A 21,428-nucleotide genomic window follows, 5' to 3' on the forward strand; every position below is an offset into this window, starting at 1 on the left:
AGCGGGAGCGCGAGATCCACCCTGTGCCGGGCGCACCTGGCGCGACCGCAACCCGCGGGGCGTTTTCCCGCCGGCCTGATGCCGGCGCGGCTTTGCAATCATGACGGATGTCGAACACGTGCCCGAGGACGAGGATCTCGGCGAAAAGAAATCGTTCTGGGATCATCTGCGCGACTTGCGCAGCGCGCTGCTGCGCTCGGCGGTGGCGGTCGGCATCGCGCTGATCGTCTGTCTGCTGATCGCGGACAAGCTCGTGACCGTCCTCGAATATCCGCTCAAGCGCATCGACATTTTCCAGAAGCCGCAGCCAACGGTCTCGTTCAAAATCGGCAAGTCCCAGATCGGACCTTACCAGGTCGACCGGGAGCAGTTTGCCGGATTTAACGAAAACAAGGAGGCGATCCACTTGCTGTATGAGATCGGCGTGACGGAAGTCGGGGGACAGCAAGTGGCGACGTTGAAAACGCTGCCGACGCCGGCAGACGCGACGTCTTTGAAGGTGCGATTGCTCAATTTGAGTCCGGCCGAGGCGTTTTTCGTGGCGTTTCGCGTGGCGCTTTACGGCGCGTTGATCGTCGCGGCGCCGTTCTGGGTTTACTTCATGGGACAGTTTTTCCTGCCAGCGCTGAACGTGCGCGAGCGCAGCGTCCTCTTCCAATGGTTCGGCTGGGGCGTGTTCCTGTTTTTCACGGGCGTGCTGCTGACGTATTTCCTGCTGCTGCCGATCGCGTTGCGGGCGTCCGTCGAATATTCGCACCTGATGGGCTTCGAGGCGTATGACTGGCGGGCGGAATCCTACATCGGATTCGTCACACGCTTCCTGCTCGGCATGGGCATCGGGTTTCAGTTTCCGATCGTGGTGCTGCTGTTGGTGAAACTTGGCTTCCTGACGACGGAGCAACTCGCCCATTACCGGCGTCATGTCGTGGTGCTGTCGCTGATCATCGGCGCGGTGCTGACGACGCCCGAGGTGTTCACGCAGATCGCCATGGCCGTCCCGCTTTACCTGCTCTACGAGGTGAGCATCGCGATCTCGCGTTACTGGGACTGGAAGCGTCGCCGGGCTGAGGCTGCAGCCGCGCGCCGGTAAGACGGACGGGACAACATCGTCGCGAGGGTGTCAGCGTTTGCCCGCAACGACCAACGCGTCGGATTGAGAATCACAGACTGCACAGAAGACACGGAATGAGACAGAGGCCGGGAATCGGACTCCGTGTATTCTGTGCTTTCCGTGGTCAACAATCCCGGAGGCGTGCCGCGCGCTCCGTGCGAGTGACTCGTCGGTCGCGGGGGCGATCTCGCGATCCGGGCTAAAGTTCGGGCGGGGGCGTGACGTTGAGGGTGAAAGTCATTTTCATCCATGCCCGACTCTGCCGATGGGACGGTTGAACCCGATCTTTCGCCTGCAGCCGGGCCGCCCGCATTGGCGGGAGGGCCGGAGGGGGGCGGTGCGGGCGAATTTGCGATCGGGCAACGCTGGCGCGATCTGGTGATTGTCGCGGAGGTGCCGGGCGGCGCGCCTCGGACCTGGCGGGCGGATCACGTCGGGTTGATGGAATCGGTCGTCGTGCGCTCGTTTCCCATCGACGACAAGATCGAGTGGCGACGCGGGGCCTGGGAGCGGCTCTGCGCGTTGCCGGAGTCGCGGGTGGTGGCCTGTCGCGAAGCGATCGAGGAGAGTGGCTGGCGCTACGAGATCTCCTCGGTGCCGCCGCCGACGACGTTGCGCGAATGGATCGCGTGTCACCGGCCTGGATACGCGGATGTGGAGCGTTTTGTGCGACAACTGTCGACGACGCTCGGCACGCTGCACGCGCAGGGCGTCGTGCACCTCAATCTCCGTCCGGAAGCGATCTTCGTCGACGAAAGCCGTGACGAGCCGGTGTATCTGCTCGGCGGGCTGCACGAATCGACGCTGTATACGCAGACGGAGGTCGCGCCCGGCGAGATCGACCCGCGCTATGCGCCGCCGGAAACGGTGGGTCGCGACCGGTATCCGCCCGGCACGCGGCTCTGCGCGTGGGACTGGTGGTCGTTTGGCCGCGTGTTGCAGGAATTCCTTCTGGGCCAGCACGTGTTCGAACTGGTGTTCGAGCGGGATTGCACGCGGTTGACGCCGGAGCTGCGCGAACTGGCGGAGCAGTTGCTGCTCGAGCAGCAGCCGCCGGGCGTGCGGGCCGGAGCGCTGGATTTCACGCTGGTCGAGGCCGTTTACCTGCCGTTGCTGCGCGGATTGCTGACGAGTGCGTGCGACGCACGTTGGGGAGCCGATGCGGTGCAGCGATGGTTGCGGCGTGAGCCGGTGCGCGATCATTACGACCTGGCGCGCGACGCGCGCGTCTGGAGCTGGAAAGGACGCATCTTCACGATCGCGGAGGCGGCGGATTTTTTCACCGACGCGGCGAACTGGGACATCGGCGAAGACATGCTGTTTCACCCCCATGATCCGTCGACGCTAGCGGCGTTTCTGGAGCAGGTCCCGGCCTACCGTGCAGACTGGGAGCGGCTGCAGGCGGTGTGCGATCTCGCGGAGCAGCCGGCGTGGGCGGAGCTGCCGGTGGTCGCGCGGCGAACGGTGACGGCGGCGCTCGGGTGGCTGGCGTTGGCGGCGGGGACGGGCAGCCGCGTGGCCTTTCGCGTTTGCGGGCACTCGATCGACTCGGTGGGGTTGACGGAACTCTTGCGGGCGGATTCCGCCGATCGCGGCGTGGCGCTGGTCGGTTCGTTGCTCTCCCCGGCGGTGGTGCAGTTTCTGGAGCCCTTCGATCCTGCGGCGGCGCGGGTGTTGAAGGGGGTTGCCGAAAAAGGCGGCGTGGCGATTCAGGAAGCGCTGCGGCGTGGCTGGATCGATCCCGAGGATACCGGTGCCCAGCGCCGGCTGCTGGAACTCTCGTTGCAAGGGCCGGTGGCGTTGCGCGAGCGGGTGGAATTGCTGCGCGCGGAGTATGCTTCGAACGCGGACGCGGAGCTGGCGCGGATGCTGGGGGAGAAGACCCCGACGCCGGCGGAGCTGGTCTTGCTGGCGTTCACCGGCGAAGCGGCGGCGAAACACGGCTACATCACGCACGAACGCTGGCGGCGGCAGCGTTGCGCAGCGCTGCAAGGCGAAGGCGCCGCGTTGGTGCGCGGACTCGTCTGGCTGGAGCTGCGGCGATTTTTCCGGATCGCGCGGCTGTGGGGTGCGACTCCGGCGGTGTTTGCGGCGGCCACGTTGCTGGCCACGGCGACCGCCGCGTGGGCGGGGCGGTCGTTTGCGCCGGCGGCGATCGTGGCCGCAGCCCTACTGGGATCGCGCGCGTGGGTGTGGTGGCGGGTGCGCTCGATCGTGCGTCGTTTCGATCCGGAAGCCGCCCCGTGGATCTGGACCGATGCCGGCCGGCGCGCGCACGCCGAGGTCGAACGAGTGATCGGCGCGCGTCGCGCGTCGATCGCGGAAATGAAACACGCGTTGCGGGCGACGCGCGATGCTCTCGCCGGCTTGGGAACGCGCCCGCAGCCCGCCCCAAGAATTCCTCAGCCGAACTGGCTGGATGTGTTTGCGGCGGCGGGACTCGCGACGGGCCTGGCGCTCACCGTGCTGATCTTGCCGGCAGTGCGACGGGTCGCGGACCTGAGGCCGGCGGCGGCGACGGAGGCATCCGATACCGCGATGCCGGCGCAGGCCGTTGTCCTGCCGCCGAAACCGGCGGAGGTGCCGCTCGACCGCGACGCGGCCAGCCCGGAGGCGCTGCTGGCCACGGGACGTTACGAAATCGTCGACGACGGCTTCGGCCGGCGTCTGCGGGGGCCGTTGCGGATCTGGAAACACTTTGCGCTTGCGCACGTGCCGCGCATGCAGGTCGACGCGGAGGCAACCGCGTCGCCGGAACAGTCGGCGTTTGCGCTCGTGAGCGGCGCGTTGCTTTTGCAGCCGTATCCACGGAAAGGAGTCAGTGTCCTGCTGGCCGTCCCGGTGCCGACGACGCGCGGATTCGGCGTCATGATTTTCAACGCGCGCGAGCGTGAGCTGCTCAATCGCGAGGTGCTGCTGCTCCATTCCGCTCCCGTGCCGGAGACGTGGTATCAGATCGGAAGCCGGCGCGTGCTGTATCTCGGGTCGCCGCTGCCGCTCGATGCGGAAATTTCCCTTGCGCCGCGTTGAGGTCTTTGCGGCCATGGACCCCTTACCATGATCGCACCCGAGACTTTCAGCCACATCGAGAACATCAAGAAGCGAGCCGGCCACCTATGGAGGTTTCTTTGACTGCGAACAAAAGCAGCGGGAAATAGAGGCCCTCGAGGCCGAGATGGGGGCGCCGACGTTCTGGGATAACAACGATCGCGCGCAGCGGCACATCACGAAGCTGAACGGCTTGAAGAAGGCCGTGCTCCCGGTGGTGGCGTTTCAAAAACGGGTCGAAGACCTCGACGTGATGGTCGAGCTCATCGAAGCGGCGACCGACGCCGAACGCGAAGCTTCCGAAAAGGACCTCGAGATGCAGGTCAACGGCATGGTTGAGGAACTCGACGACCTGGAGATTGCGTCTTTCCTCACCGGCCAGTTCGACAAGAACAACGCCATCCTCTCGATCCAGTCGGGCGCGGGCGGCACCGAGTCCAATGACTGGGCCGACCTGCTGTTCCGGATGTATAACCGCTGGGCGGAGCGGCGCGGTTTCACCGTCGAGGTGCAGGACGTGCAGGCCGGCGATCAGGCGGGCATCACGAAGGCGACGATGTTGATCAAGGGCGAAAACGCCTACGGTTACGTGAAGGCCGAGCGCGGCGTGCATCGCCTCGTGCGCATCAGCCCGTTCGACGCCAACAAGCGCCGGCACACGTCGTTCTGCGCGGTCGACGTGGTCGCGGAGGTCACCGACGAGATCGACATCGACATCGACGAAAACGATCTGCGAATCGATGTGTATCGCTCGTCGGGCAAGGGCGGCCAGGGCGTCAACACGACCGACTCGGCCGTGCGTATCACGCACATGCCCTCCGGCATCGTGGTGGTTTGCCAAAACGAACGCTCGCAGCTGAAGAACAAGGCCGCGGCGATGAACGTCCTGAAGGCGCGGCTCTACGAAAAGAAACAGGACGAGCAGCGCGCCGAGATGGACAAGTTTTACGGCGAGAAGGGCGAGATCGGTTGGGGTAGCCAGATTCGCAGCTACGTGCTGCAGCCTTACCAGATGGTGAAGGACCTGCGCACGGGGATCAGCACGAGCGACACGCAAGGCGTGCTCGACGGCGATCTCGACCGCTTCATCAACGCCTGGCTGCGCGCCGGATGTCCGCGTCATCGCAACAAGGACATCCAGATGGAAGAGTGAACATCCACGGCGGCGCGTCCCACCGGCGCGCCGCGTGAAGATTTAGGTCGGCGGGTTTGCGTCGATCCGTCAGCCTCACAGGCTTTCGGCTCTTCCCATGTCGCTCTCCTACGGGTCCATCAAGGCCGCGCTCTCGGCGCAGCCGTTGTTCGAGGATAAATCGTGGCAACTCTCGCCGGACGCGTGGCCGCTGACTGCCGAGCAGCTCGCGCAACTGGAGGCGATCGGCGCGGCATGTCTGGAGTTTCATCAGGCGCTGGAGACGCTCTACACGCGATCGGCGACCGGAAAGAACCTCCTGCGCAACAAGCCGCTGCTCGCGCCGTGGGTGGCCGATTATCTCGATCGCGGCAAACCCGCGGAATTGATCGCGCACGCGCGCGATCCGAAAAACCGCGGCGTCGTTCCGACGGTGTTGCGGCCGGATCTGTTGCTGACGGAGGAAGGGTTCGCGCTCACGGAGCTCGATTCGGTGCCGGGTGGCATCGGGCTGACGGCGTTTCTCAACCGGCTTTACGCGGGCGACGGGATTCTGGGCGCGGACGACGCGATGATCCGGAATTTCCACGCCTCGCTGGCGGCGTTGCGACCGGAGATGCCGAATCCGCTGATCGCGCTCGCGGTCAGCGACGAGGCCGCGACCTACCGGCCGGAGATGGAGTGGCTCGCGCACCAGCTACAGCTGCTCGGCAAGCGGGTGTTCTGCGTGCGTCCTGAAGATATTTTCCCGCTCGGCTCGTCGCTGTGCATCGACGTCGACGGCAACCCCGAGAAGGTCGATGTGATCTATCGCTTCTTCGAGCTGTTTGATTTAGCGAACATCCGGACGGCCCACTTCATCTTCGAGGCGTGGACGGCCGGCGAGGTGGCGATCGCGCCGCCGATGCGGCACTTCCAGGAGGAGAAACTCGCGTTGGCGCTGTTTCATCACCACCTGCTGCAGGAGTTTTGGGCGGAGGCGTTGAGCGGGCGCGCGTTGAAATTATTGCGATCCTTGATCCCGGCGTCGTGGGTCATCGATCCCGCGCCGCTGCCGCCGGGCGCCGTGCTCGATGGACCGAAGGTCGGTGGGCGTTCGCTCAACGACTGGCGCGATCTCGCGTCGGCTTCGCAGAAGGAGCGCGATCTGATCATCAAGATCAGCGGTTATCACGAAACCGCCTGGGGCGCGCGCAGCGTCGTGCTGGGCAGCGATTGCTCGCGCGAGGAGTGGCAACAGGGCGTGACGCGCGCCGTCGAACTCGCGCCGACGAACCTGCACGTGCTGCAAACGTATCGAAAGCCGAAGCGGCTCGAGCACCGGCTTTACGCGACGCCGGCAGAAGGCGGCGAGGCTCCGATCGCGGCCACGAAGGCGGGGCGTTTGCGGCTGTGTCCCTACTACTTCATCGTCGAGGGCCAGCCGCGTCTTTCCGGTGCGCTCGCGACGTTTTGTCCGCCGGACAAAAAGATCATCCACGGCATGCAGGACGCCGCTCTGTTGCCGGCGCGCGTGGTCGGCTGACTTGGCGCTACCAAGGCCGCGCCGCCAGGTGCGAAACGAATCCGATCGACTCGCGCCGGTAGCGAACGCGGGTCGTTGGGAAGAGGTCACCGCTCCGCGAGCTCAATAAGCGCACGGACGGTGTGAGCGCGGGCGGCTGCCGCTCAGGCGGCGCAGTCCTTGTGGGCGGCGGCGGGCTTGGCCGCGGCGTCCTTCGCCAGCATCGCGAAGAAGTGATCGCGACGTTCGCGGGCGACGCGGACATCCTTCGTGCCGAGCGAGCGGCGGATGCGCTCCTTGGTGAAGGGCGTCGGGTGGATCGTGTAGTGCAGGAACCAGGTGCCGTGATTATCCCAGAGATGATGGTTGGGATTTTCCGCATCGACGCGGATGCCGGGGAGTTTGGTTAGGGAGGTCATGTGCGGGAGGGTCTGTGTGGGAGCTTCGCGCAACAGGGGAAAACAAAAAAACCGACCTGGGCATCAGGTCGGTCTCGTCTTCGGGAGCGTTGCTGGTTCGCCACCTTGCAGTGACGCACATCCGGGGTTTCCCCCGATCCACCGTGGCCGCTCCCGGCCCGGTTGGCGGAATCGACTTGTTAGGGTCGACTCGTTCCTGATGCGACAGCGAGCGTGAGTTCTGCGCCGGTGCTGTCCAGCAATTTTTTCGGGAATTTGGAATTCCCTGGCAGTAAGGGGCAGTGGGAGCGCTCACCGTACAATCCGTCCACGTGATGTCCGCGTGGCGCTCCGTCGTCGGCGGGAGCGGACGGATTTGAGTCGGCGGACGAAGTTCCGACCGCCGACTTCAATCCGCTGCTTCAGCTCAGCTTGACGCCACGCGCCTGAGCGGCGCGGATGAGCGCGTCGGCCATGTCGCTGGGTGTCACGGCGACTTCGATGCCGCACTCCTTGAAGACGGCGATCTTGGCCGCGGCAGTGTCCTCGGCGCCGCCAACGATCGCGCCGGCGTGGCCCATGCGGCGACCCGCGGGCGCCGTGGCACCGGCGATGAAGCCGGCGACGGGCTTCTTGCAGTGATCCTTGATCCAGCGCGCAGCCTCCACCTCGGCGTTGCCGCCGATCTCGCCGATCATGATGATGCCGTGCGTCTCGGGGTCGTCGTTGAACATCTTGATGACGTCGAGGTGCGACGTGCCGTTGACCGGATCGCCACCGATGCCGACGGACGTGCTCTGGCCGATGTTTTTCTGCGTGAGCTGGTAAACCGCCTCGTAGGTGAGGGTGCCGGAACGCGAGACGACGCCGACGTGGCCTTGCTGGTGAATGTAGCCGGGCGCGATGCCGATGCGGCAGCCGCCTTTGGAGTCCTTGCCGGGCCCGGGCGTGACGATGCCGGGGCAGTTGGGACCGACGAGGCGGGTGCGCTTGCCCTGCATGGCGCGTTTCACGCGGACCATATCCTTGATCGGAATGCCCTCGGTGATGGCGACGGCGAGATCGAGGTCGGCGTCGGCGCACTCGAGAATGGCGTCGGCGGCGAACGGCGGCGGGACGAAGATCGCGGAGACCGTGGCGCCGGTGGCGGCTTTCGCTTCGGCGACGGTGTTGAAGATCGGCACGCGAAACGTGCTGTATTCGAAGATCTGGCCGCCCTTGCCGGGCGTGACGCCGGCGACGATGCCGGAGCCGTAATCGAGGGAGAGCTTGGCGTGACGGCCGCCGAAGTCGCCGGTGATACCTTGCACGAGGACCTTCGTGGCGGGAGTGACGAGGATGGACATTTTAGAAAAGTTGAGAGTTGAGGGTTCAGAGTTGAGGGGACGGAAGCTGGAGGAGGACGGCGCGTCTGGGTGGATCGGTCTCTCAACTCTCAGCTCTCATCTCTCAACGGCTGGTTGCTACGCGACCAGCTTCACAATCTTTTGCGCGGCGTCGGCCATCGAGGTGCCGCTGACGATCGTCAGGCCGGAGTCGTCGAGCGTCTGGCGGGCGAGGACGGCGTTGTTGCCCTCGAGGCGAACGACGAGCGGCAACTTGAGGCCGACTTCCTTCACCGCCTGCACGATACCGGTGGCGATCACGTTGCAGTCCATGATGCCGCCGAAGATGTTGACGAAGATCCCCTTCACGTTCGGGTCGCCGAGGATGATCTTGAACGCAGCCACCACCTGGTCCTTCGAAGCGCCGCCACCGACGTCGAGGAAGTTGGCGGGGTTGCCGCCGTAGTGCTTGATGATGTCCATCGTGCTCATCGCCAGGCCGGCGCCGTTCACGAGGCACGCGATGGTGCCGTCGAGCGCGATGTAGTTGAGCGAGTATTGGGACGCCTCGATTTCCTTCGGGTCCTCCTCGTTGAGATCGCGCAGCGCGAGAATCTCGGGGTGACGGAAAAGGGCGTTGTCGTCGAAGCTCACCTTCGCGTCGAGCGCGAGGACTTCGCCGGTGGGCGTGGTGATGAGCGGGTTGACCTCAACCATGGAGGCGTCGGTATCCCAGAACAGCGTGTAGAGATTGCGGATGAGCTTGGTGGCGTTCTTCGCCTCCGCGCCGGCGAGGCCGAGCGCGAAGATCACCTGGCGCACCTGGAAGTCGGCGAGGCCGTAAGCGGGATCGACGAAGACCTTCACGATCTTCTCGGGGGTCTCGTGCGCGACCTTCTCGATCTCCACGCCGCCTTCGGTCGAGGCGACGATCACGGGGCGCGAGGTCGCGCGATCGAGCAGGATGGCGAGGTAGTATTCCTTTTTGATGTCGCTCGCGACCGTGAAATACACCGTCTGCACCTTGCGGCCCGCGGGGCCGGTTTGGAGCGTGACCAAGGTGTTGTCCAGCATCTGGCTGGCCGTGGCCTTCGCATCGGCCTTGGTCTTGCAATACTTAACGCCGCCCTTGAAGCCGGTCGTGAACGTGCCCTTGCCGCGACCGCCGGCATGGATCTGCGATTTCACCATCGTCGGACCCTCGGGCAAACCGCCGAGTGCGGTGTCGAACTCGGCCACGGATTTGGCGGGGGCACCGGCGGGAATCGGCACGCCATATTTTTCGAAGAGCGCTTTCGCCTGATACTCGTGAATGTTCATTGAAGGGGTCTGAATTCAGCGGATACCGCCGGGCATGGCACGCCTAAAAACGGCAACTTTATCTGATCGTCCGCTCGCCGTGCGAGCGGGATTGCGTTTCGGGTTCGCGCTGGCACGCTGCGCGACCATGGATGCTCATGAGCTCATGCGAGAGGTGCTGAAACGCACCAGCGCCAAGCAGATAGCCGCCGACATGGGGCTGTCGCTTTCACTCATCTACAAATGGGCCGAGCCGCCGGAATCCGAGAGCGGCAGCGGCGCGAGCAGTCCGCTGGAGCGTGTCGGCCAACTCGTCCGCACCACGCAGGATGCGCGCATCGCGCAATGGGTCTGCGAACGCGCGGGCGGTTTCTACATCCGCAATCCCCACAATTTCCCGCCAGGAGGCCCGCTCATTCCGGTGACGAACGACATCGTCCAGGAATTCGCCGACATGCTCGCCACGATCGCGACCGCGGCCGCGGACGACATGGTCACGAAGGAGGAGGCCAAAAAAATTCGCGCGCGCTGGGAGGAGCTCAAGAGCGTGACCGAGGGCTTCGTGCGCGCCGCCGAGGCCGGCAATTTCGGTGGCAACGTTGAACCGCCGAAGTCGGCGTAGATCCGGCTCGCGACGGGATGCGCGACTAGAACGTGTGCGCGTAGCTGAGCGTCACCGCGGCACGGCGGTCGGCGTCGGGATTCGCTTCGCGCGGGGTGCGACCCGATTTGTAGAAATTGTTGCGGCCTTCGCTGTAGGTCACGTTGAGCGCGAGCTGTGATCGGAGACCGATCTGCACCGGGAGCGTGACGCTGGCCGTCCAGTAATCGCCCCAGTTCTTCAGCGCGGGCGACGTGTCGGCGAGGTCGTTCCAGCGAAAGGTTCCGGCCGTGAGCGCCAGCGCGAGCTCCGTGCCCCAGGTCGTGAGCGGCCACGCCGCCGCGGCGGTAAACTCATATGTCGCGCCTTCAAGCATGGCGTCGTAATAGATCTTCGGCGTGAGCCGCACGCCGCGCACGGTCAGATTCGCCGCCAGGCTCGGCTCGACCGTGACGGCATGGAGGCCGGCCGTGTGTTGAGAATCCGGATACGTGTAGACGGTCACGCCCGGGACGAGGCTGCGGGTTCCGTCCGCCGACGCGATCGTGTAGGATCCGTAGAAATCGATTTCCGGATCGCGGTCGGGCCCGTCCCCTTCGTCGAGGGCGACGTTGCTCCACGCGCCCAGCGCCAGCGGCCCGGAATAAAAGTCGAGCGCCGGCTGAAACGAGACGCCGGCCCGTCGCACGCCGCGAAACAGGTAAGCCGAGGTCAACGCCGAGGAGAGCGTCCACGAATGCTCGCCGAACGCCGGCGCCGGCGTTTGCGCCGGCAGCGGCAATACCGGGGCGGCGGCGATGGTGGCGACGAGGAAAGGACGCAGCAGCAGAGACGGATTCATGGGACGAACGCGCGGCAGATCCGCGCCGAAAACCCGACAGCTAGGCGCTGCGTTTCCTCCGGTGCAATCGCGATATGACACGCGACCGCACCCGCTTGCCGAAGCTGGCAAGCGATCTGCTAACACGGTTCCGCAAGCCGAACGTTTCCGGCCTGAATGGAAACGACGGTACGCCTGCTGCAAACCTACTAATCAAACTATGATCCAAAATACCTCCAAGCTAGCTGGCTGGGCTGCGACGTCGCTCGCTCTCGTCGCGACCGCCGTCGCCGATGTGAAGGTCAACGACTACATCAGCGTCAACGGTTATGCCATCGGCGCGGTGACCAACACCGACATCGACGGCGGCGGCCACATCGACAGCTATTTCGAATCGAAGGGCTCGCCCGCCGTGGTGAACGCCGACGCCGTGAAGCTCGGAGTGCTGGCCAGCGCCGACAAGCTCAGCGCCTATGGCTCGATCCTCTATTTGCCCGGCGCGGCGGACGAGGCCGGCCTGCTCGATGCCTACGTCACCTTCGACACCGGCACGGGCGTGAAGCTCACGGGCGGCAAATTCCTCAGCTATCTCGGCTACGAGGCGTTCGATCCGGTCAACATGGCGCAGCTCACCTACGGCTCCACGATCTTCGCGATCCCGGCTTATCACACCGGCGCCAAGATCGACTACTCGACGGAAACGTTCTCCGTGGGCGTGGCGGCGGTGGACTCCGTCTTCCTCGGCTCGAAGGGCTTTTTCGAAGGCGACCGCGAATACGACGACGACATCGGCTTCGAGGCGATGATCTCCTACACGGGCATCGACAAGCTCACGATCTTCACCGGTATTGCATTTGAGGATACGAAGGGCGCGGCCGACGAGCTCTTCATCTTCGATCTCTGGCTGAGCTACGCCGTCACCGACAAGCTCACGCTCGCCGCGGAATACGATCACCAGAACGACACGATGGACGGCTGGCTGGCCTTCGCGGGCTACAAGTTCACCGACAAGTTCTCGACCATCTTCCGCATCAGCGGCGTCGAGTGGGACGGCGGCGGCAGCGACACGAAATACACCGTCGCGCCCACCTACACGATCGACAACAACCTCTCGCTCCGCGCCGAGTTCTCGGTGGGCGAGGGCGACAGCGGCGACTACACGTTCATCGGCGGCCAGATCGTCTTCAAATTCTAAGCGGGTCCCGTCCGCTGCTTCTTCCGGGCGCCGCGCCTGCGCGCGCGGCGCCCGCTCCTCCTCAACCCAACGTCCGGTTTTTATCTCCTCCGCGGAGGTGCCTGGCCACTGCCGTGCCCCGACACCGCCGCGCGTCCGCGAACTTCCCCTCCATGATCAAGAAACTCACCCAACTGCTCGGCGTCGGAGCCCTCGCGCTCTGCGCCTCGATCGGCACCGCTCGCGCGGCCGATACCATCAAGGTCGGCGTCCTGCACTCCCTCAGCGGCACCATGGCGATCAGCGAGACGTCGCTGCGCGACGTGCTGCTGTTCACCTTCGACGAGATCAACGCGAAGGGCGGCGTTCTCGGCAAAAAGATCGAGCCGGTCGTGGTCGACGGCGCGTCGAACTGGCCGCTGTTTGCCGAGAAGGCGAAGCAGCTGCTCGAGCAGGACAAGGTCGCGGTCGTGTTCGGCTGCTGGACTTCCGTGTCGCGCAAATCCGTGCTGCCGGTCTTCGAAAAGAACAACGGCCTGCTCTTCTATCCCGTCCAATACGAGGGCGAGGAGGAGTCGCAGAACGTCGCCTACACCGCCGAGGCGGTGAACCAGCAGGCCACGCCCGCGGTCGATTACTACCTGGCCGAGGGCAAAAAGAAATTCTACCTGCTCGGCACCGATTACGTTTATCCGCAGACCACGAACCTCGTGCTGCTCGAATACCTCCTGAGCAAGGGCGTGCCGCTCGAAAACATCGGCGGCGGCTACCGCAAGGACGATTCGGGCAAGATCATCTCCGCCGGCAAATACACGCCGTTCGGCCACACCGACTACCAGCAGATCGTCGCCGAGATCAAACAGTTCGCCGCGTCCGGCGACGCTTGCGTGATCTCCACGCTGAACGGCGACACCAACGTCCCGTTCTTCAAGGAATACGCCGCCGCGGGTCTCACCGCCGACGATTGCCCGGTGGTTTCGTTCTCGATCTCCGAAGACGAGTTTCGCGGCTTGCCCGCGAAACAGCTCGTCGGCCAGCTCGGCTGCTGGACCTATTTCCAGTCGCTCGACACGCCGGCGAACGAGAAATTCGTTTCCAACTTTATGCAGTGGCTCAAGACCACCGCGACGCCCGGCATCGTGCGCGAAGGCCGCGTCACCTGCTCGCCGATGGTGCTCAGCTATGACGGCGTTTACCTCTGGAAGGCCTGCGTCGAAAAAGCCGGCAGCTTCGACGTGGACAAGGTTCGCGAGGCCTGGAAGAGCGGTGTTTCGTTCGACGGCCCCGGCGGCCGCGTCACCACGCAGCCCAACATGCACCTCACGAAGAACGTCTACATCGGCGAGACCAAGGCCGACGGTCAGTTCAAAATCGTGAAGTCCTTCGACAGCGTCTACGGCGAGCCCTGGCTCAAGGGTAAGTTCAAGTAAGCGCGTCGGTCATCGCGAGTCCCGCGCCTGCGGGACGTGGCAATTCCGCTGGATCGCTTCAACGCGGGGCGCGCCTCGGAATGACATACTGCGGGTTTCTGAAAATCTCCCACACACCAACACACAACTTGGCCCATTGATTGCTAAGACGGGGGCGGGTTCGGGCCACGAACCCGCCCCTTTGTTTCACCGGATTCCTTCCGACTACCCGTGTCTGTTTCGAAATACCTCTTCGTTGGTTTTCTCCTGCTGGTCGCACCGTGTCTCGGGGCCGAGACCGCGCGGCAGATCATCGCGCGCGCCGCGCTCACCGGGCCGAACGCGCAACGCATGGAGATCCTGCGCACGTTGATCGGGGAGGGCGACGAAGCGATCGCGCCGCTGCTCGCTGCCTGGCGCGAGGACGCGCTGTTCGTCTACACACCCGGCGAGGGTGCGCCGTTCGTAGTGCAGCTGACGGGAGAAAAAGATTCCGCCGGCCGTTTCGCCGCCGTGCGCGTCGACACGGGGGCGGCGGTGACGGATGCGTCGGGCCAGCCGCTGCGCCTCGCGCCCGGCGGGTTGAAGGCGGTCGAGCACACTTCGGCACTGCGGCGGGTGATGAAGAATGTGCTCGATCTCGCCGATCTCGCGAAACCCGACGTGACGAAACGGATACGCGCGATCCAGGCCTTCGGCTACTCCCAGGCGGCCGACAAACTGCCCGCGCTCGAGACGCGGTTGAAGATCGAGGAGGAGACGCAGGTCCGGCTCACGTTGCGTGAGGCGATCGCGTTGATCCGGCTCAAGGACGCGAGCGACGACGTGAAGCTTGCCGCGCTGCACGACCTCAAGGAGCTGCACACGATCGGCAGCGCGGACGCGTTGCGCGCGGCTTTGAAATCCGCGCAAACCGAGAAAAAACCGGCGCTCGTCGCCGCCGCGTCTTCCGCCATCCACGCGGTCGAGAGCCACGTTTCCTTCGTCAACTTTTTCGGCACGCTTTTCCGTGGCCTGAGCCTCGGCAGCATCCTGCTCGTCGTCGCGCTCGGCCTCGCGATCACGTTTGGCCTGATGGGCGTGATCAACATGGCGCACGGCGAGATGATCGCCGTCGGCGCCTACACGACCTACATTGTCCAGAATCTTTTCGGGTCGGGCCTGGCGCTGTCGCCGTTTGGCTGGAGTTTCAGCCTGCCGGGGCTCAACGCGCACGGCTGGTTCTACGAGAGCTATTTCCTCTGGGCGCTGCCGCTCAGTTTCCTCGCCGCCGCGGGCGCGGGCATCCTGCTCGAGCGCGGCGTGATCCGTTTCCTTTACCGCCGTCCGCTGGAGAGCCTGCTCGCGACCTGGGGCGTATCCATGGTTCTACAACAGCTGTTCCGCCGCGTCTTCGGCTCGAACAACGTGCAGGTGAGCAGCCCGAGCTATCTCAGCGACAGCTGGACGTTCAACGACATCATCTTCGGCTGGAACCGCGTCTTCGTAATCGGTTTCGCGGGCGTGATCGTGCTGGGCGTGTGGCTCGTGCTCACGCGCACCTCGCTCGGTCTGCTGATCCGCGCGGTGATGCAGAATCGCAACATGGCCTCGTGCATGGGCGTGCGCACCGAGCGCGTGAACATGCTGACGTTTGGGCTCGGCAGCGGACTCGCGGGACTCGCGGGCGCGTTTCTCTCACAGATCGGCAACGTCGGTCCGTCGCTCGGCCAGAGCTACATCGTCGACTGTTTCATGACGGTCGTCGTTGGCGGCGTCGGCAATCTGCCTGGCACGGTGTTCGCCGCGGTCGGCATCGGCATGGCGGATCAATCGCTGCAGCAGATCCTGCTGAATCCGGTGCTCGGAAAAATCACCGTGCTGGTCGCGATCATCCTGTTCCTGCAATGGCGGCCGGCGGGCATTTTCGTGACGCGCAGCCGCAGTTTGGAGGGATGAGTTTTATGAACCACGAAAAACACGAAACCCACGAAAACAATACGAACGGAAGGCTTGGTCCTTTCCGTGTATTTCGTGTGTTTCGTGGTGAAATTCGATCGAGATGAGCGCGCCGACTCTTCGCAAAATCGAACTGAGCGCGATCGCGGCGATCACGTTGTTCCTCGTGGTCGTGTTCCCGCTGCTCAACAGCTACGGGCTGATCAGCGACTTCACGCTGAACCTGTGGGGCAAGTATCTCTGCTACGCATTGCTCGCGATTTCCGTCGATCTGCTCTGGGGCTACACCGGTCTGCTCAGTCTCGGCCAGGCGCTCTTCTTCAGCCTCGGGGGCTACATGATGGGCATGTATCTGATGCGAATGATCGGCGATCTCGGGCAATACCGGAAGCCGATCCCGGACTTCCTCGTGTTCCTCGGCTGGTCAGAGCTGCCGGCTTTCTGGAAGCCGTTCGACAGTTTCCCGTTCGCGGCGGCGATGATCTTTCTGCTGCCGGGCATCGTCGCCTTCGTTTTCGGTTTCCTCGCCTTTCGTTCGCGGATCAAAGGCGTGTATTTCTCCATCCTCACGCAGGCGCTCACCTACGGCGCGTCGCTCATGTTTTTCCGCAACGACATGCTGATGGGCGGCAACAACGGCTTCACCGATTACAAGTTCATCCTTGGTCACGACATTCGCGACGCGGCGACGCAGCGTGGTCTCTATATCGCGAGCGCGCTCGCGCTGGTGCTCGTGTTTCTCGGCTGCCGCTGGCTAAGCCAGACGAAGTTCGGGCTCGTGCAACGCGCGATCCGCGACGGCGAGAATCGTGTGCTGTTCAGCGGCTACGCCGCTGCGCATTTCAAACTTTTCGTTTTCGTCGTCGCCGCGTGCATCGCCGGCATCGGTGGCGCGCTCTACGTGCCGCAGGTCGGCATCATCAATCCATCCGAGATGACGCCCGACAAATCGCTCGAGGCCGTCGTGTGGGTCGCGGTCGGCGGACGCGGCACGCTCGTCGGCCCGATCATCGGCGCGGTCACGGTCAATGCCTTGAAGAGCTGGGCGACGCGCGCGTATCCCGATCTCTGGTTGTTCCTGCTGGGCGGACTGTTCGTCGTGGTCGTTCTGCTGCTGCCCGGTGGACTCGTGAGTCTGCCCGGTCGGCTCTCCGCGTGGTGGAAACACCGCGCCGCGCGTCCGAGCGCTCGCACGGATTCCGAGCCGTCGGCCAAACCTGTCACCTCCGCGTCATGAATGTCGGCCCCGACCGCACCAATTTCATCCTGACCGTCGAGGATGTGAGCAAGACGTTCGACGGGTTCAAGGCCATCACGAACCTGAACTTCTATCTCAACCGCGGCGAGCTGCGCACGGTCATCGGTCCGAACGGCGCCGGCAAATCGACGTTCTTCGATCTGATCACCGGTCGCACGAAACCGGATACGGGCAAAATCGAATTTGGCTGGGACACGGATCTCGTCGGACTCAACGAATATCAGATCAATCGCCTCGGCATCGGCCGCAAATTCCAGACCCCGTCGGTTTACGTGGATCATACCGTATTCGAGAATCTGTTGCTCTCGCTCAAAGGATCGCGCGGCGTGTTCTCCACGTTGTTTCATCGCGTCACCTCCGACCAGCGCGACCGGATCGACGAATTACTGAAGCTGATCCGCCTCGACGCGAAACGCGATCTGCGCGCCGGCCAGCTCGCCCACGGCGAAAAGCAGTGGCTCGAAATCGGCATGCTCCTCGCGCAGGAGCCGCAACTCCTGCTCGTCGACGAACCGGCGGCGGGCATGACCGACGACGAAACCGCTCGCACCGGCGAGCTGCTGATCAGTTTGTCGGAAAAGCACAGCATCGTCGTCGTCGAACATGACATGACGTTTGTGAAACAGATCGCGCGCGACGGCAAAGTGACGGTGCTGCATCAGGGCACCGTCTTGTGCGAAGGAAAGTTCGACGAGGTGCAGGCGAACGAACAAGTCCGCCACGTCTATCTCGGCCGCGGTAAGCACGGATGAATCGCCGCAAAAATGCGCAAAACGCGCAGAAGCTCGCAACGGCCCGTTATGAAATCTGTCTCGACCGCCCATTTTTTGCGCTTCCTGCGCCTTTTTGCGGCCACCTCTCATGAGTAGTCCTCTGCTTCAACTTTCGACGGTCGAAGCGGACATCGCCGGATCGCGCATTCTGCGCGGGGTGAACCTGGAGGTGAATGCCGGCGAAGTCGTCGCGCTCATGGGCCGCAATGGCGTCGGCAAAACCACCACGCTGCGCTGCATCACCGGCTTATTGCCAGTGCGCAATGGCAGCCTTCGGTTCGACGGCCAGGATCTCGCGAAACTCTCTCCCGACGCCCGCGCGCGCGCCGGCATCGCGTATGTGCCGCAAGGTCGCGACATCTTTCCGCACCTGACCGTCGAGGAAAACCTGCACGTCGGCCTCGTCGTGCACCGTCGGGGCAAGGCCGCGGATCGCGACGGCCTCGAGCGCGTCTTCCATCTGTTTCCTGTCCTGAAGGAGATGCTCTCGCGCAAAGGCGGCGTGCTGTCCGGCGGCCAGCAACAGCAACTCGCCATCGGACGCGCGATCCTGACGCGACCGAAATTGCTGATCCTCGACGAACCGACGGAAGGCATCCAACCGTCGATCATCGATCATATCGGCGACACGTTGAAGAAGTTGAAAACGGAGGGGCTCCACGAGAATCCCGTGGAAGAGATTCAGCATGCGGTGAAGGTGCTGAAGCAGGAGCAGTCGCTCGCGATTTTGCTGGTCGAACAATACGTGGATTTTTGCCGCGACGTCGCCGATCGCTTCTACGCGATGGACCGGGGCGCAGTCGTGGCCTCCGGCTCGATCGCCGCGCTGACCGACGAAGTCGTGAAGGAGCATCTGCAAGTCTAGAGCCCAGCGCCCAGAGCCCAGAGTCAATCAACCTCCTTCATCTCTCCGCCTCATCCGCTCCGGCTTCTCGCCTCTAGCCTTTAGCCTCTCGCCTATTCGTCCCCATGCACCTCACCCCCCGCGAACGCGAAAAGCTGCTGATCGTCACCGCCGCGGATCTCGCGCGCCGGCGTCAGGCGCGAGGCTTGAAGCTGAATTATCCCGAAGCGGTTGCGATCATCACCTACGAAATCATCGAGGGCGCGCGCGACGGTCGCACCGTGGCTGACCTCATGAGTTTCGGCACGACGATTTTGAAACGCAGCGACGTGATGGAAGGCATCGCCGAGATGGTCCACGAGGTGCAGGTCGAGGCGACGTTTCCCGACGGTACGAAACTCGTGACCGTCCACCATCCGATCCGCTGATCGGAAAGCGCTGAAACGCTGAAAACCGAAATGACCCCCGGAGAAATCATTCCCGCCTTGGAGGCGATGCCACTGTTCGCCAACGACGGTCTCGAGACCAAGCGACTTATCGTCGCCAACTCCGGCGACCGGCCGATCCAGGTCGGCTCGCATTACCATTTTTTCGAAACGAACGAGGCGCTGCGTTTCGATCGCGCCGCCGCCCGCGGGTTTCGATTGAACATCCCCGCCGGCACCGCCGTGCGTTTCGAAGCTGGCGACTCCAAGGAAGTGGAACTCGTCGCCCTCGCCGGCACGCGCGAAGTCTACGGCCTCCAGGCCAGAATCAACGGCCGGCTGGATTCCGCAACGTGACCAGGATCGTCCTCTGTGCTCTCAGTGCAGCCTCCGTGATCTCTGTGTAACAAACCCTCTCCCATGCCCCTGAAACTCACCCGCCGCCAATACGCGGAAATGTTCGGCCCCACCGTCGGCGACCGTGTCCGTCTCGCGGATACGGAACTCTTCGTCCAGGTCGAGCGTGACCTCATCGCCGAGGGCGGCGGCTACGGGAACGAGATCAAGTTCGGCGGCGGGAAGGTCATTCGCGACGGCATGGGCCAGTCGCCGACCGCGCTCGATGCCGAGTCGCTTGATCTCGTCATCACCAACGCGCTCATCCTCGATTCGCGGCTCGGCATCCTGAAGGCCGACATCGGTATCAAGCACGGTGTGATCGTCGGCATCGGCCACTCCGGCAATCCCGGCATCCAGAACGGAATCGGGTCCGTTTACGCCGATCCGCAAACCAAGCGTCGCAACCCGATGATCGTCGGCGCCGCCACCGAAGTCATCGCCGGCGAAGGTTGCATCGTCACGGCGGGCGGCATCGATTCCCACATCCATTTCATCTGCCCGCAGCAGATCGACGAAGCGCTGTCGTCCGGCATCACCACGATGCTCGGCGGCGGCACGGGTCCGGCGACCGGCACCTTTGCGACGACCTGCACGCCGGGAAAATGGAACCTCCACCGCATGTTCGAGGCCGCTGAGGCGTATCCGATGAACCTCGGTTTTCTCGGCAAGGGCAACTGCGGCACAGCCGAGCCGCTGCGCGAGCAGATCGTCGCGGGCGCGATCGGGCTCAAGTTGCACGAGGATTGGGGCACGACGCCGGCCGCGATCGATACCTGCCTGGGCGTCGCCGACGAACTCGACGTGCAGGTCGCGATCCACACCGACACACTCAACGAATCCGGTTTCGTCGAAACGACGATCGCGGCGTTCAAGGGCCGCACGATTCACACCTTTCATTCCGAAGGCGCCGGCGGCGGCCACGCGCCGGACATCATTCGTGTCTGCGGCGAGGCCAACGTGCTGCCGTCGTCGACGAATCCGACGCGTCCTTTTACCGTGAATACGATCGATGAGCATCTCGACATGCTCATGGTGTGTCACCACCTCGATGCGAAGATTCCGGAGGACGTTGCGTTCGCCGAATCGCGGATCCGGCCCGAGACGATCGCGGCCGAGGATTGTCTGCACGATCTTGGTGCGATTTCGATGACCTCGTCGGATTCGCAGGCAATGGGCCGCGTGGGCGAGGTGATCCTCCGCACCTGGCAGACCGCGCACAAAATGAAGCTGCAGTTCGGCGCGCTCAGCGGCGGGGCTCACCCGGCGGCCGACAATTTCCGCGTGCTGCGCTACCTCGCGAAATACACGATCAACCCGGCGATCGCGCACGGGATTTCGCACATCGTCGGCTCGCTCGAAGTGGGGAAACTCGCGGACCTCGTCATCTTCAAACCCGCGCTTTTCGGAGTGAAACCGGAACTCGTGTTGAAAGGCGGTTTCATCGCGTGGGCCAACATGGGCGATCCGAATGCCTCGATCCCGACGCCGCAGCCGACGTTCTACCGGCCGCAGTTTGGCGCGGCAGGCCGTGCGCTCGGTTCGACGAGTATCACGTTTGTGAGCCAGGCGTCGGTGGATCGCGGCGAGCTGAAAGACCTGGGGCTGCGTCGCCGGCTCGAGCCGGTGAAGAACTGCCGCCACATCGGCAAACGCGACATGGTGCTCAATGACGCACTCCCGCAGATCGAAGTCGATCCGGAGACCTACACGGTGAAGGCCGACGGCCGCGTGCTCACGTGCGAACCGATGCAGGAGCTGCCGATGGCGCAGCGGTATTTTCTGTTCTGAGGTCGAATCCGGCGTCCTCCTCGGGAGGGTTTGGGGCCCTTCGATTCTGTGCCTTCCGTGCAGTCTGTGGTCAGAGTTTCAGAAATGAACCACAGAGAGCACGGAATGCACGGAAACCAGATGCTGCCGTGCCGAGTTGGTAGCGGCCGTCGTCCCGACGGCCATGGGTGGTCCGCTGCGGG

The 21,428-nt window shown here is 64.0% G+C and carries 18 protein-coding genes; 14 read left to right on the forward strand and 4 right to left on the reverse strand.

The features are described 5' to 3' along the window. Positions 1-100: 100 nt before the first annotated feature. From tatC to AC6RV7_RS06955, 4 genes are all read left to right on the forward strand, one after another. Positions 101-1,090 carry a twin-arginine translocase subunit TatC gene (gene tatC / locus AC6RV7_RS06940; RefSeq protein WP_500093189.1) on the forward strand — a complete coding sequence of 330 codons (990 nt, stop codon included), beginning with the start codon at positions 101-103 and terminating at the stop codon, positions 1,088-1,090. A 270-nt stretch (positions 1,091-1,360) separates the two neighbouring features. Beyond that, complete coding sequence (locus AC6RV7_RS06945) at positions 1,361-4,141, forward strand: protein kinase domain-containing protein (RefSeq protein ID WP_500093190.1); 2,781 nt, start codon at positions 1,361-1,363, stop codon at positions 4,139-4,141. A 27-nt stretch (positions 4,142-4,168) separates the two neighbouring features. After that, positions 4,169-5,312, forward strand: a protein-coding gene (gene prfB / locus AC6RV7_RS06950) for a peptide chain release factor 2 (protein ID WP_500093191.1) whose coding sequence is annotated in 2 segments (ribosomal slippage) — positions 4,169-4,240 and positions 4,242-5,312 — 1,143 coding nt in all. Because the reading frame shifts where the segments join, the coding sequence is not laid out codon by codon here. Positions 5,313-5,409: 97 nt separating this feature from the next. Continuing rightward, positions 5,410-6,816, forward strand: a complete 1,407-nt coding sequence (locus tag AC6RV7_RS06955) for a hypothetical protein (RefSeq protein WP_500093192.1) — start codon at positions 5,410-5,412, stop codon at positions 6,814-6,816. Positions 6,817-6,959: 143 nt separating this feature from the next. On the opposite strand, the gene AC6RV7_RS06960 is transcribed toward AC6RV7_RS06955, so the two are convergent. The 3 genes from AC6RV7_RS06960 to sucC all read right to left on the reverse strand — a co-directional run bounded on the left by AC6RV7_RS06960 (position 6,960) and on the right by sucC (position 9,838). Next, a complete protein-coding gene (locus tag AC6RV7_RS06960) occupies positions 6,960-7,214 on the reverse strand; it encodes a hypothetical protein (protein ID WP_500093193.1) in 255 nt (84 codons plus the stop codon). A gap of 401 nt (positions 7,215-7,615) precedes the next feature. After that, a complete protein-coding gene (gene sucD, locus AC6RV7_RS06965) occupies positions 7,616-8,539 on the reverse strand; it encodes a succinate--CoA ligase subunit alpha (protein WP_500093194.1) in 924 nt (307 codons plus the stop codon). A gap of 117 nt (positions 8,540-8,656) precedes the next feature. Further along, positions 8,657-9,838, reverse strand: a complete 1,182-nt coding sequence (sucC, locus tag AC6RV7_RS06970) for an ADP-forming succinate--CoA ligase subunit beta (RefSeq protein WP_500093195.1) — start codon at positions 9,836-9,838, stop codon at positions 8,657-8,659. A 127-nt stretch (positions 9,839-9,965) separates the two neighbouring features. Between sucC and AC6RV7_RS06975 the strand changes: the two genes are divergently transcribed. Next, positions 9,966-10,439, forward strand: a complete 474-nt coding sequence (locus tag AC6RV7_RS06975) for a phage regulatory CII family protein (RefSeq protein ID WP_500093196.1) — start codon at positions 9,966-9,968, stop codon at positions 10,437-10,439. Positions 10,440-10,464: 25 nt separating this feature from the next. Here AC6RV7_RS06975 and AC6RV7_RS06980 read toward each other — a convergent pair whose 3' ends face one another. Beyond that, positions 10,465-11,259 carry a TorF family putative porin gene (locus AC6RV7_RS06980; RefSeq protein ID WP_500093197.1) on the reverse strand — a complete coding sequence of 265 codons (795 nt, stop codon included), beginning with the start codon at positions 11,257-11,259 and terminating at the stop codon, positions 10,465-10,467. Positions 11,260-11,458: 199 nt separating this feature from the next. Between AC6RV7_RS06980 and AC6RV7_RS06985 the strand changes: the two genes are divergently transcribed. The 9 genes from AC6RV7_RS06985 (at position 11,459) to ureC (ending at position 21,246) form a co-directional block, all read left to right on the forward strand. Next, on the forward strand, positions 11,459-12,433 hold the full coding sequence (locus AC6RV7_RS06985; protein WP_500093198.1) for an outer membrane beta-barrel protein: 975 nt from the start codon (positions 11,459-11,461) through the stop codon (positions 12,431-12,433). Between the two features lie 155 nt (positions 12,434-12,588). After that, positions 12,589-13,842: an urea ABC transporter substrate-binding protein gene (gene urtA, locus AC6RV7_RS06990; protein WP_500094190.1), complete on the forward strand. Its 1,254-nt coding sequence runs from the start codon at positions 12,589-12,591 to the stop codon at positions 13,840-13,842. Between the two features lie 210 nt (positions 13,843-14,052). Next, positions 14,053-15,759, forward strand: coding sequence for an urea ABC transporter permease subunit UrtB (gene urtB / locus AC6RV7_RS06995; protein ID WP_500093199.1), 1,707 nt, complete (start codon positions 14,053-14,055; stop codon positions 15,757-15,759). Between the two features lie 103 nt (positions 15,760-15,862). Next, positions 15,863-16,996 (forward strand): urea ABC transporter permease subunit UrtC, encoded by a 1,134-nt coding sequence (gene urtC / locus AC6RV7_RS07000; RefSeq protein ID WP_500093200.1) that lies wholly within the window; start codon positions 15,863-15,865, stop codon positions 16,994-16,996. Then, positions 16,993-17,769 carry an urea ABC transporter ATP-binding protein UrtD gene (gene urtD, locus AC6RV7_RS07005; RefSeq protein WP_500093201.1) on the forward strand — a complete coding sequence of 259 codons (777 nt, stop codon included), beginning with the start codon at positions 16,993-16,995 and terminating at the stop codon, positions 17,767-17,769. Before urtC ends, urtD begins: the two co-directional genes overlap by 4 nt. A gap of 109 nt (positions 17,770-17,878) precedes the next feature. Beyond that, on the forward strand, positions 17,879-18,655 hold the full coding sequence (locus tag AC6RV7_RS07010; RefSeq protein WP_500093202.1) for an ABC transporter ATP-binding protein: 777 nt from the start codon (positions 17,879-17,881) through the stop codon (positions 18,653-18,655). 104 nt (positions 18,656-18,759) lie between these two features. After that, complete coding sequence (locus AC6RV7_RS07015) at positions 18,760-19,062, forward strand: urease subunit gamma (RefSeq protein WP_500093203.1); 303 nt, start codon at positions 18,760-18,762, stop codon at positions 19,060-19,062. A 30-nt stretch (positions 19,063-19,092) separates the two neighbouring features. Then, positions 19,093-19,416, forward strand: coding sequence for an urease subunit beta (locus AC6RV7_RS07020; RefSeq protein WP_500093204.1), 324 nt, complete (start codon positions 19,093-19,095; stop codon positions 19,414-19,416). Between the two features lie 63 nt (positions 19,417-19,479). Then, entirely contained in the window at positions 19,480-21,246 is a 1,767-nt protein-coding gene (ureC, locus tag AC6RV7_RS07025) for an urease subunit alpha (protein ID WP_500093205.1), read from the forward strand. Positions 21,247-21,428: the final 182 nt, after the last annotated feature.

The sequence above is a fragment of the Opitutus sp. sgz309028 genome, from assembly GCF_059821195.1.

Bases quoted from the DNA above. Each gene is read 5' to 3' on its own strand.
- tatC (WP_500093189.1), top strand. From the start codon at position 101: ATGACGGATGTCGAACACGTGCCCGAGGACGAGGATCTCGGCGAAAAG.
- AC6RV7_RS06945 (WP_500093190.1), top strand. From the start codon at position 1,361: ATGCCCGACTCTGCCGATGGGACGGTTGAACCCGATCTTTCGCCTGCA.
- AC6RV7_RS06955 (WP_500093192.1), top strand. From the start codon at position 5,410: ATGTCGCTCTCCTACGGGTCCATCAAGGCCGCGCTCTCGGCGCAGCCG.
- AC6RV7_RS06960 (WP_500093193.1), bottom strand. From the start codon at position 7,214: ATGACCTCCCTAACCAAACTCCCCGGCATCCGCGTCGATGCGGAAAAT.
- sucD (WP_500093194.1), bottom strand. From the start codon at position 8,539: ATGTCCATCCTCGTCACTCCCGCCACGAAGGTCCTCGTGCAAGGTATC.
- sucC (WP_500093195.1), bottom strand. From the start codon at position 9,838: ATGAACATTCACGAGTATCAGGCGAAAGCGCTCTTCGAAAAATATGGC.
- AC6RV7_RS06975 (WP_500093196.1), top strand. From the start codon at position 9,966: ATGGATGCTCATGAGCTCATGCGAGAGGTGCTGAAACGCACCAGCGCC.
- AC6RV7_RS06980 (WP_500093197.1), bottom strand. From the start codon at position 11,259: ATGAATCCGTCTCTGCTGCTGCGTCCTTTCCTCGTCGCCACCATCGCC.
- AC6RV7_RS06985 (WP_500093198.1), top strand. From the start codon at position 11,459: ATGATCCAAAATACCTCCAAGCTAGCTGGCTGGGCTGCGACGTCGCTC.
- urtC (WP_500093200.1), top strand. From the start codon at position 15,863: ATGAGCGCGCCGACTCTTCGCAAAATCGAACTGAGCGCGATCGCGGCG.
- urtD (WP_500093201.1), top strand. From the start codon at position 16,993: ATGAATGTCGGCCCCGACCGCACCAATTTCATCCTGACCGTCGAGGAT.
- AC6RV7_RS07010 (WP_500093202.1), top strand. From the start codon at position 17,879: ATGAGTAGTCCTCTGCTTCAACTTTCGACGGTCGAAGCGGACATCGCC.
- AC6RV7_RS07015 (WP_500093203.1), top strand. From the start codon at position 18,760: ATGCACCTCACCCCCCGCGAACGCGAAAAGCTGCTGATCGTCACCGCC.
- AC6RV7_RS07020 (WP_500093204.1), top strand. From the start codon at position 19,093: ATGACCCCCGGAGAAATCATTCCCGCCTTGGAGGCGATGCCACTGTTC.
- ureC (WP_500093205.1), top strand. From the start codon at position 19,480: ATGCCCCTGAAACTCACCCGCCGCCAATACGCGGAAATGTTCGGCCCC.